This window comes from Streptococcus sp. DD10, from assembly GCF_001578805.1.
Lineage (GTDB): Bacteria > Bacillota > Bacilli > Lactobacillales > Streptococcaceae > Streptococcus.
This window is the reverse complement of record NZ_KQ969164.1, coordinates 75258-85236: the sequence shown is the minus strand read 5'-3', so window position 1 is coordinate 85236 and position 9979 is coordinate 75258. Positions and strand designations below refer to the sequence as shown.

The window sequence follows — 9979 nt, the reverse complement described above, 5'->3', positions numbered from 1 at the left end:
CCATGGCTCCTCATGTTCAAGAACGAAACCCACAACCACCCAACGGAGATTGAACCATTTGGTGGAGCGGCTACTTGTATCGGTGGTGCCATTCGTGACCCATTGTCAGGACGTTCTTACGTTTACCAAGCCATGCGGATCTCAGGTGCTGGTGATATTACTACACCAATTGCTGAAACTCGTGCGGGTAAATTGCCCCAACAAGTGATTTCAAAAACCGCTGCTCACGGTTATTCTTCATATGGGAACCAAATCGGTTTGGCAACAACTTATGTTCGTGAATATTTCCACCCAGGTTTCGTTGCTAAACGTATGGAGCTAGGTGCCGTTGTCGGTGCGGCTCCTAAGGAAAATGTTGTCCGTGAAAAACCTGAAGCAGGTGATGTGATTATCTTGCTTGGTGGTAAGACTGGACGTGACGGTGTCGGTGGTGCGACAGGTTCTTCTAAAGTTCAAACGGTTGAATCTGTTGAAACTGCTGGTGCTGAGGTTCAAAAAGGGAATGCTATCGAAGAACGTAAGATTCAACGTCTTTTCCGTAATGGGGATGTGACACGTCTAATCAAAAAATCAAATGACTTTGGTGCTGGTGGTGTCTGTGTAGCTATCGGTGAATTGGCAGATGGTCTTGAGATTGATCTAGACAAAGTACCATTGAAATACCAAGGCTTGAACGGTACAGAAATTGCCATCTCTGAATCTCAGGAACGGATGGCTGTAGTGGTTCGTCCAGAAGATGTAGATGCCTTCGTTGCAGCATGTAATAAAGAAAATATTGATGCTGTTGTCGTTGCGACAGTGACGGAGAAGCCAAATCTTGTCATGCACTGGAATGGTGAAACCATCGTTGATTTGGAACGTTCTTTCCTGGATACAAATGGTGTACGTGTGGTTGTAGATGCTAAGGTGGTTGACAAGGATGTCAAGCTTCCAGAAGAACGTCAAACATCTGCTGCAACCCTCGAAGCGGATACGCTTGAAGTCTTGGCTGATCTCAACCATGCCAGTCAAAAGGGGTTGCAAACTATCTTTGATAGCTCAGTTGGTCGTTCAACAGTCAATCACCCACTCGGTGGTCGCTACCAAATCACACCAACGGAAGCTTCTGTACAGAAATTGCCAGTCCAACATGGCGTGACAACAACTGCTTCTGTTATGGCGCAAGGATTCAACCCCTATGTGGCAGAATGGTCTCCTTATCATGGCGCTGCCTATGCCGTGATCGAAGCAACCGCTCGTTTGGTGGCTACAGGGGCAAACTGGTCGAAAGCACGTTTCTCTTACCAAGAGTATTTTGAACGCATGGACAAACAAGCAGAGCGTTTTGGTCAACCAGTAGCTGCTCTTCTTGGTTCCATTGAAGCGCAAATCCAACTTGGTTTGCCATCTATCGGTGGGAAAGACTCTATGTCTGGTACCTTTGAAGAATTAACCGTACCACCAACCTTGGTTGCTTTTGGTGTCACAACTGCAGATAGCCGTAAGGTTCTTTCTCCAGAATTCAAAGCTGCTGGTGAGAATATTTACTACATTCCTGGTCAAGCTTTGGCACAAGAAATTGACTTCGATCTTATCAAGTCAAACTTTGCTCAATTTGAAGCCATCCAAGCTGACCATAAAGTCACAGCTGCATCATCTGTTAAATATGGTGGTGTCCTTGAAGCTCTTGCTCTGGCAACCTTTGGTAACCATATCGGAGCTAACGTTGAATTAGCTGACCTTGACACTAGCTTGACAGCTCAATTGGGTGGATTCGTCTTCACGTCTCCTGAAGAAATTGCAGGTGTTGCCAAAATTGGACAAACAGTAACCGGCTTTACACTAATTGTCAATGGTGTAATGCTTGATGGGCATAAACTTGACAGTGCTTTCCAAGGTAAATTGGAAGAAGTTTACCCAACGGAATTTGCACAAGCAACAGAGTTGGAAGAAGTATCTACTGTAGCATCAGATGTTGTGATCAAAGCAAAAGAAACAGTTGAAACACCAGTGGTTTACATCCCAGTATTCCCAGGTACCAATTCAGAATATGACTCCGCTAAGGCCTTTGAAAAAGAAGGTGCAAAAGTCAACTTGGTACCATTTGTCACACTGAATGAAGAAGCGATTGTCAAGTCTGTTGACACTATGGTTGACAATATTGAAAAAGCGAATATTATCTTCTTTGCAGGTGGCTTCTCAGCAGCGGATGAACCAGATGGATCAGCTAAATTTATCGTGAACATCTTGCTCAATGAAAAAGTACGTGCAGCCATTGATGCCTTCATCGAAGGTGGTGGTTTGATCATTGGTATCTGTAACGGATTCCAAGCCCTTGTTAAATCAGGTCTTCTTCCATATGGTAACTTTGAAGATGCAAGCGGCACAAGTCCAACCCTCTTCTACAATGATGCTAACCAACACGTGGCTAAGATGGTGGAAACACGGATTGCCAATACCAACTCACCATGGCTTGCTGGAGTAGAAGTTGGTGACATCCATGCCATCCCAGTATCACACGGTGAAGGGAAGTTTGTCGTGACAGCTAAGGAATTTGCAGAGCTTCGTGACAATGGTCAAATCTTTACTCAATATGTTGACTTCGAAGGTAAACCAAGCATGGATTCTAAATACAATCCTAACGGATCTGTAAATGCTATCGAAGGTATCACAAGTAAGAACGGTCAAATTATTGGTAAGATGGGTCACTCAGAACGCTTCGAAGACGGTCTCTTCCAAAATATTCCAGGAAATAAAGACCAACACCTCTTTGCGTCAGCGGTTCAATACTTTACTGGAAAATAATAGAGTGCCAAGTGTACTCAGTAATGATATTTTTCAATGTAGCAGTAGTTCTAAAGAGCTTGCAAACTTGAGTTCACATTAGTGGAATGAGAATCTGGTGACAGTTACTTTCGTTCGCCTTGCATAAGGGAAATATCAGAAATAAAAGGTATAAAAAATGACATACGAAGTAAAATCTCTTAATGAAGAATGTGGTATTTTTGGGATCTGGGGACACCCAGATGCTGCAAAACTGACTTATTTCGGATTACACAGTCTTCAACACCGTGGTCAAGAAGGGGCGGGGATCCTTTCAAATGATGCGGGTCAACTAAAACGGTATCGTGACACGGGTCTTCTCTCAGAAGTATTTCGAAATCCTACTAACTTGGATAAGTTGACGGGAACGGGAGCGATTGGCCATGTTCGCTATGCGACAGCTGGGGAAGCTTCGGTGGATAATATCCAGCCTTTCCTCTTTCGCTTTCATGATATCCAGTTTGGACTGGCCCACAACGGAAATTTGACCAATGCCAAGTCACTCAAACGGGAGTTGGAAAATAACGGAGCGATCTTTAGCTCAACTTCTGATTCAGAAATCTTGGCCCACTTGATTCGTCGGAGCCACAACCCATCCTTCATGGGTAAGGTGAAAGAAGCCTTGAATACGGTGAAAGGTGGATTTGCTTACCTCCTCATGCTTGAGGACAAGCTGATTGCAGCCTTGGATCCAAATGGTTTTCGTCCTCTTTCGATTGGGAAAATGGTCAACGGTGCCATTGTGGTTTCGTCTGAAACCTGTGCCTTTGAAGTGGTTGGAGCAGAGTGGATTCGAGATGTGAATCCTGGGGAAGTGGTGATCATCGATGATAAGGGGATCACTTACGATAACTATACAACGGACACCCAATTGGCTGTTTGTTCGATGGAGTATATCTACTTTGCCCGTCCTGATTCAAATATCCAAGGGGTCAATGTCCATACAGCTCGTAAACGTATGGGTGCTCAATTGGCACGTGAGTTCAAACATGAAGCAGATATTGTCGTTGGTGTGCCTAATTCATCACTTAGTGCAGCTATGGGATTTGCGGAAGAATCCGGACTGCCAAATGAAATGGGCTTGATTAAAAACCAATATACCCAACGTACCTTTATCCAACCAACACAAGAGTTGCGTGAGCAAGGGGTTCGTATGAAGCTCTCTGCCGTATCAGGTGTTGTTAAAGGCAAACGTGTGGTTATGATTGACGACTCTATTGTACGTGGGACAACATCACGTCGTATCGTTAATTTGCTAAAAGAAGCAGGAGCAACAGAGGTTCACGTGGCAATTGGTAGTCCAGCCCTTGCCTACCCATGTTTCTACGGTATCGATATTCAAACACGTAAGGAATTGATTGCGGCCAATCATACAGTTGAGGAAACACGCGAAATCATTGGTGCAGATAGCTTGACTTACTTGTCTATTGATGGCTTGATCGATTCTATTGGAATTGACACAGATGCACCAAACGGTGGCCTTTGTGTGGCTTACTTTGATGGAGACTATCCAACACCACTTTACGACTATGAGGAACGCTATCTACAAAGTCTAAAAGAAAAAACGAGCTTTTATTAGGAGGGTTTATGAAACTTTCCATTTAAGCGTCTAATGTCGCTGAAAAGAAAGACTTCACCTACGAATTTAGTTTGTCTGATGCCGTTATTATTGCAACGACAGCGACCTTAGTGGGTTCTATTGCTTTGGTGAAAATTGCGAAATATTATAAACCTCTCCTAAAAAGAGGATAGGTGTCTAAAAGAAGGAAATAAATATGACTGAAAAGAAAAATGCATACGCTCAATCGGGTGTAGACGTTGAAGCAGGCTATGAAGTGGTTGAACGAATCAAAAAACACGTGGCGCGTACGGAGCGTGCCGGTGTTATGGGAGCTCTTGGTGGCTTTGGTGGGATGTTTGACCTGTCAAAAACAGGTGTCAAAGAGCCTGTTCTGATTTCAGGGACAGATGGTGTTGGGACCAAGCTCATGTTGGCCATCAAGTATGACAAACACGACACCATCGGTCAGGACTGTGTGGCCATGTGTGTCAACGACATCATTGCTGCAGGTGCGGAGCCCCTTTACTTCCTCGATTATATTGCAACTGGTAAAAATGAACCAACTAAATTGGAACAAGTCGTTGCTGGTGTGGCTGAAGGTTGTGTACAAGCTGGGGCTGCCCTTATCGGTGGGGAAACAGCTGAAATGCCTGGTATGTATGGTGAAGACGACTATGATTTGGCAGGTTTTGCAGTAGGTATCGCAGAAAAATCTCAAATCATCGACGGTTCAAAGGTGGCAGCAGGCGATGTCCTTCTTGGATTGGCTTCAAGTGGTATCCACTCAAATGGTTACTCACTCGTGCGTCGTGTCTTTGCTGATTACACAGGTGAAGAAGTTCTTCCAGAACTGGAAGGCAAAAAACTTAAAGACGTTCTTCTTGAACCAACTCGTATCTACGTCAAAGCAGCTTTGCCACTCATAAAAGAAGAATTGGTTAACGGTATTGCTCACATCACAGGTGGTGGTTTCATCGAAAATGTACCACGTATGTTCTCAGATGACTTGGCTGCTGAAATTGACGAAAGCAAAGTCCCAGTACTTCCAATTTTCAAAGCCCTTGAAAAATATGGTGAAATCAAACATGAAGAAATGTTTGAAATCTTCAACATGGGGATTGGTCTCATGCTTGCGGTGAAACCAGAAAATGTGGAACGTGTCAAAGAACTTCTTGATGAACCTGTTTATGAAATCGGTCGAATTGTGAAGAAAGATGGCGCAAGTGTGGTGATAAAATAATGGCTAAAAAAATTGCTGTTTTTGCCTCTGGCAACGGATCAAACTTTCAGGTGATCGCAGAACAGTTTCCAGTAGAATTTGTTTTTTCAGACCATCGGGATGCCTATGTGCTTGAACGTGCTGAAAATCTTGGCGTTGCTAGCCATGCCTTTGAACTAAAGGAATTTGACAATAAGGCCGCCTATGAAAAAGCCATCGTCAAACTCTTGGATGAACACCAAATCGACCTGGTTTGTTTGGCGGGCTACATGAAAATTGTCGGCCCAACCCTCTTGGCTGCCTATGAAGGTCGTATCATCAATATTCACCCTGCTTACCTGCCTGAATTTCCAGGTGCCCATGGCATTGAGGATGCTTGGCAGGCAGGCGTTGACCAATCAGGCGTGACCATTCACTGGGTGGACTCTGGTGTTGACACTGGTAAGGTTATCAAACAAGTCCGTGTGCCACGCCTTGAAGGGGATACCCTTGATACTTTCGAGACTCGCATCCATGAAGCGGAGTACAAGTTGTATCCAGAAGTGTTGGATAGTTTGGGAGTGGAGAGGAAGAAATGATTATGGACCAATACTATATGGAGTTAAAGAATAAGTTATCTAACAGACCAATCCTACTGGATAATACTAATGATTTTCTTTTTGTTTTAGTAAATACAGTGAAAGCTATGATAGAAAATACTGATAAAAGTCAGCTTTCAGAGTTAGATAAAATTTTAGACGGTGTCACAAGTCAAGAATTAAAACTTGCCTATGATTTTTGTCAAGGAAAATTCGGTCAAGCAGGTTTTTCTTATCGTCGGCACCCGAATTATTTTTATTTGTCCAGTTTAATTGCGACTTTTCCAGAATTTGAGTTGTCTAAAGCAGACCGAGATTACCTCAAAGGAATCATAAATTTTGATAACTACCTTTTATATGAGTTAGATTAGTCTTTAATCACCTCAAAATCCTATTTATTCAAAAGGAGAAAAATGATTAATCTGAAATTAGTAGATGAGAGCAGTTTTCAGGCAGTGCTGGATTTGAAAATATCTGATGCTGATGAACGAGCGCGTTTTGTAGCTCCCAATGTGCGTTCTTTAGCTGACGCATGGCTCTACCGAGAGAATGGGGATGTGTTTCCCATGGCAATCTATTGGGATGAGCAAGTGGTTGGTTTTCTACTGTTGGAAATAGATAAGGATGAGGCAGAATATTTTATCTGGCGGATAATGATCGGCCAGCAGTACCAAGGAAAAGGTTATGGACGAAAAGCCTTGGAAGTTCTGATCAAAGAGGCTCAGATGGATAGAGTTTGCAATCATATTATCGCAGATTATGTGGTTGGAAATGAAAAAATGAAGTACCTGCTGACTAGTTTGGGTTTTCAGGAAACAGGATTTATAGAAGATAATAACGAAGTCGCTATGCGGTTGGATCTAAAGAAAGAGGAATAGAATGACTAAACGCGCATTAATTAGTGTTTCAGACAAAGCGGGCATTGTTGAATTTGCCCAAGAACTCAAGAAACTTGGTTGGGATATCATCTCAACAGGTGGTACTAAAGTTGCCCTTGACAAGGCTGGGGTGGACACCATTGCCATCGATGATGTAACTGGTTTTCCAGAAATGATGGACGGCCGTGTCAAGACCCTCCACCCCAATATCCACGGAGGTCTCCTCGCTCGTCGTGACCTCGATAGTCACTTAGAGGCTGCCAAGGACAATAATATCGAATTGATCGACCTTGTTGTGGTTAACCTCTATCCCTTCAAGGAAACCATCCTCAAACCAGACGTGACCTATGCGGATGCGGTTGAAAATATCGATATCGGTGGGCCATCCATGCTTCGTTCAGCAGCTAAAAACCACGCTAGCGTGACAGTTGTCGTTGACCCAGCAGACTATGCTGTGGTACTTGAGGAATTGTCAGCCAACGGTGAAACAACGTATGAAACCCGTCAACGCTTGGCAGCCAAAGTCTTCCGCCACACAGCAGCTTATGATGCCCTAATCGCAGAATATTTCACTGCTCAAGTGGGTGAAACCAAGCCTGAAAAACTCACCTTGACCTATGACCTCAAGCAACCTATGCGTTATGGGGAAAACCCTCAACAGGATGCAGACTTCTACCAAAAAGGCTTGCCAACGGACTACTCAATCGCGGCAGCTAAACAGTTGAACGGAAAAGAATTGTCCTTCAACAACATCCGTGATGCTGATGCGGCTATCCGGATCATCCGTGACTTCAAGGAACGCCCAACCGTTGTGGCTCTCAAACACATGAACCCATGTGGAATTGGTCAAGCCGACGATATCGAAACGGCTTGGGATTATGCTTATGAGTCTGATCCAGTGTCTATCTTTGGTGGAATTGTCGTTCTCAACCGTGAAGTGGACGCTGCGACAGCCCAAAAAATGCACGGGGTCTTCCTTGAAATCATCATTGCACCAAGCTACACTGACCAAGCACTTGAAATCTTGACAACCAAGAAGAAAAACTTGCGGATTCTTGCCTTGCCATTTGACGCGCAAGAGGCCAGTGAAGTGGAAGCGGAATACACGGGTGTTGTTGGTGGTCTCCTCGTTCAAAACCAAGACGTGGTCAAAGAAAGCCCAGCTGACTGGCAAGTAGTGACCAAACGCCAACCAACTGAGACAGAAGCGACAGCTCTTGAGTTTGCTTGGAAAGCGATCAAGTACGTCAAATCAAATGGGATCATCGTGACCAACGACCACATGACCCTTGGTGTCGGGCCAGGTCAAACCAATCGTGTGGCTTCAGTCCGCATCGCTATTGACCAAGCCAAAGATTGTTTGGACGGGGCTGTCCTTGCTTCCGATGCCTTCTTCCCATTTGCGGATAACGTAGAAGAAATCGCCAAGGCAGGGATCAAAGCAATCATCCAACCAGGTGGCTCTGTCCGTGACCAAGAGTCTATCGAAGCGGCTGATAAATATGGCTTGACCATGATTTTCACGGGTGTACGCCACTTTAGACATTAAGATAAAAAAATCAGGACTCAAAATGAGTTCCTGATTTTTTGTTATAGAGAGTATCTCATATTAAAGAATATTGGTAAATTTTTCACCAAATTGTTTAATAGCACTATTTTGATTAGTTGCACCGTAGGTTAGTAGAGATACAGCGTAAGCACGATTGTTTTTCTTAATGATAGCTGTGTCATTTTCTGTACCTGAGCCTGGTGAACCACCTGGTTTTTCCCAGAGTTGTGCCTTATCTCGAATATTAGCTGTTAACCAGTAATTATGGACATTGTGAGCTAGTTTTTCCAGTATAGCAGCATCAGTTGCTTTATCGATAAGCGTACCATTATAGATATTTTTAATTAGATCTCCAGATTCTTGAGCAGAGATATAATTATCAACACCACGAGAAATTGCAGCACTATCATACATATATCGATTAAGTGTTGAATGGTTGTAACCTAGACGACGAATTTCATTATTGACCGCATCAACACCACCAATATGGCGGATAATAATATTGGTTGCAGAGTTATCACTTGTTGACGTCATAAAGTGGAGAAGTTGGTCTAGGTTATAGTTAGAGCCAGCTTTGCCATATAGGTTAAGTGTTACGGCTTGGTTTGGAATGATATCAGATTGTTGGACAGTGTAACGTTGTTGCAAATTCAATTCTCCTCGTGCAGCTTTTGCGTAAGCAGCAGCTAAAACAAAAAGTTTAATTGAAGATGCAGATGGTTGAACACTATCATTTACCAAACGATACTCTGTTCCATCAACAGGGCTAATATACAATGATTTTTGCCCCCCAATATTACCAAAGAGACGGTTATACTCGTTCATCAGGCTATTCATCTCACGCTCGATAAATGCACGTGGTGCGGGAGTCTGAACGGTAGTTGTAGTTGCTCCAACTCCTTCTAATTTATTTGCGTTATTTCGGTAGTACAAATGGATGTGATACAACCCATTGATATATTGGTGATTAGATAAACGTACAGTTGTTTTATAAGTTCCGTTAGTCTGTTTCGATGCTGTATACCATTCGAGGTCATCTTGTCCATTTACATCTGACCATACAGGGACTGTAACTTCTTTTAAACCATTTGGAGTAGTAATATTTTTTATCACTACATCAAACATTCCTTGGTTTATATTGCTCTTATCAATTTCTATGTCTCCATGTGTCTGTGTGATATTGAACACCGATTGGACACCGCCAAGCCCTTGGGAAGCTCCTTGGGAATCTATTAGATAGACATGTGAATGATAACGTCCATTATCTGCCTTGTGATTACTTGTAGCGATTGTTACCTTGTAATCCCCGTTCGCTTGTTTTGATGCTTTGTACCAAATCAAATCATCTTGTCCGTTTTTCTCAGACCATGTAGGTACTTGAATTTCTTTAAG

At 43.3% G+C, this 9979-nt stretch carries 8 protein-coding genes; 7 read left to right on the top strand and 1 reads right to left on the bottom strand.

Annotated elements, in window-relative coordinates:
- From STRDD10_RS08775 to purH, 7 genes are all read left to right on the top strand, one after another.
- Positions 1–2784: phosphoribosylformylglycinamidine synthase (locus STRDD10_RS08775; protein WP_067195202.1), on the top strand; the 2784-nt coding region annotated here is incomplete at its 5' end.
- 157 nt (positions 2785–2941) lie between these two features.
- On the top strand, positions 2942–4381 hold the full coding sequence (gene purF / locus STRDD10_RS08770) for an amidophosphoribosyltransferase (RefSeq protein WP_067195200.1): 1440 nt from the start codon (positions 2942–2944) through the stop codon (positions 4379–4381).
- Between the two features lie 196 nt (positions 4382–4577).
- Positions 4578–5603 (top strand): phosphoribosylformylglycinamidine cyclo-ligase, encoded by a 1026-nt coding sequence (gene purM / locus STRDD10_RS08765; protein ID WP_067195197.1) that lies wholly within the window; start codon positions 4578–4580, stop codon positions 5601–5603.
- Positions 5603–6160 (top strand): phosphoribosylglycinamide formyltransferase, encoded by a 558-nt coding sequence (gene purN / locus STRDD10_RS08760; RefSeq protein ID WP_067195195.1) that lies wholly within the window; start codon positions 5603–5605, stop codon positions 6158–6160. The genes purM and purN overlap by 1 nt, the downstream gene beginning before the upstream one ends.
- Positions 6161–6162: 2 nt before the next feature.
- The gene (locus tag STRDD10_RS08755; protein ID WP_002224354.1) at positions 6163–6531 is read left to right on the top strand and encodes a hypothetical protein; all 369 of its coding nucleotides are present in this window, start codon (positions 6163–6165) and stop codon (positions 6529–6531) included.
- Positions 6532–6573: 42 nt separating this feature from the next.
- Positions 6574–7038: a GNAT family N-acetyltransferase gene (locus STRDD10_RS08750; RefSeq protein WP_067195192.1), complete on the top strand. Its 465-nt coding sequence runs from the start codon at positions 6574–6576 to the stop codon at positions 7036–7038.
- A gap of 1 nt (position 7039) precedes the next feature.
- Positions 7040–8587 (top strand): bifunctional phosphoribosylaminoimidazolecarboxamide formyltransferase/IMP cyclohydrolase, encoded by a 1548-nt coding sequence (purH, locus tag STRDD10_RS08745; protein ID WP_067195189.1) that lies wholly within the window; start codon positions 7040–7042, stop codon positions 8585–8587.
- 60 nt (positions 8588–8647) lie between these two features.
- Here the strand turns inward: purH and STRDD10_RS11205 are convergent.
- Positions 8648–9979: GBS Bsp-like repeat-containing protein (locus STRDD10_RS11205; protein ID WP_197458327.1), on the bottom strand; the 1332-nt coding region annotated here is incomplete at its 5' end.

What these genes read in the sequence shown, in the direction of transcription:
- purH (WP_067195189.1), top strand. Translation starts at nt 7,040, where the DNA reads ATGACTAAACGCGCATTAATTAGTGTTTCAGACAAAGCGGGCATTGTT.
- purN (WP_067195195.1), top strand. Translation starts at nt 5,603, where the DNA reads ATGGCTAAAAAAATTGCTGTTTTTGCCTCTGGCAACGGATCAAACTTT.
- STRDD10_RS08755 (WP_002224354.1), top strand. Translation starts at nt 6,163, where the DNA reads ATGGACCAATACTATATGGAGTTAAAGAATAAGTTATCTAACAGACCA.
- STRDD10_RS08750 (WP_067195192.1), top strand. Translation starts at nt 6,574, where the DNA reads ATGATTAATCTGAAATTAGTAGATGAGAGCAGTTTTCAGGCAGTGCTG.
- purF (WP_067195200.1), top strand. Translation starts at nt 2,942, where the DNA reads ATGACATACGAAGTAAAATCTCTTAATGAAGAATGTGGTATTTTTGGG.
- purM (WP_067195197.1), top strand. Translation starts at nt 4,578, where the DNA reads ATGACTGAAAAGAAAAATGCATACGCTCAATCGGGTGTAGACGTTGAA.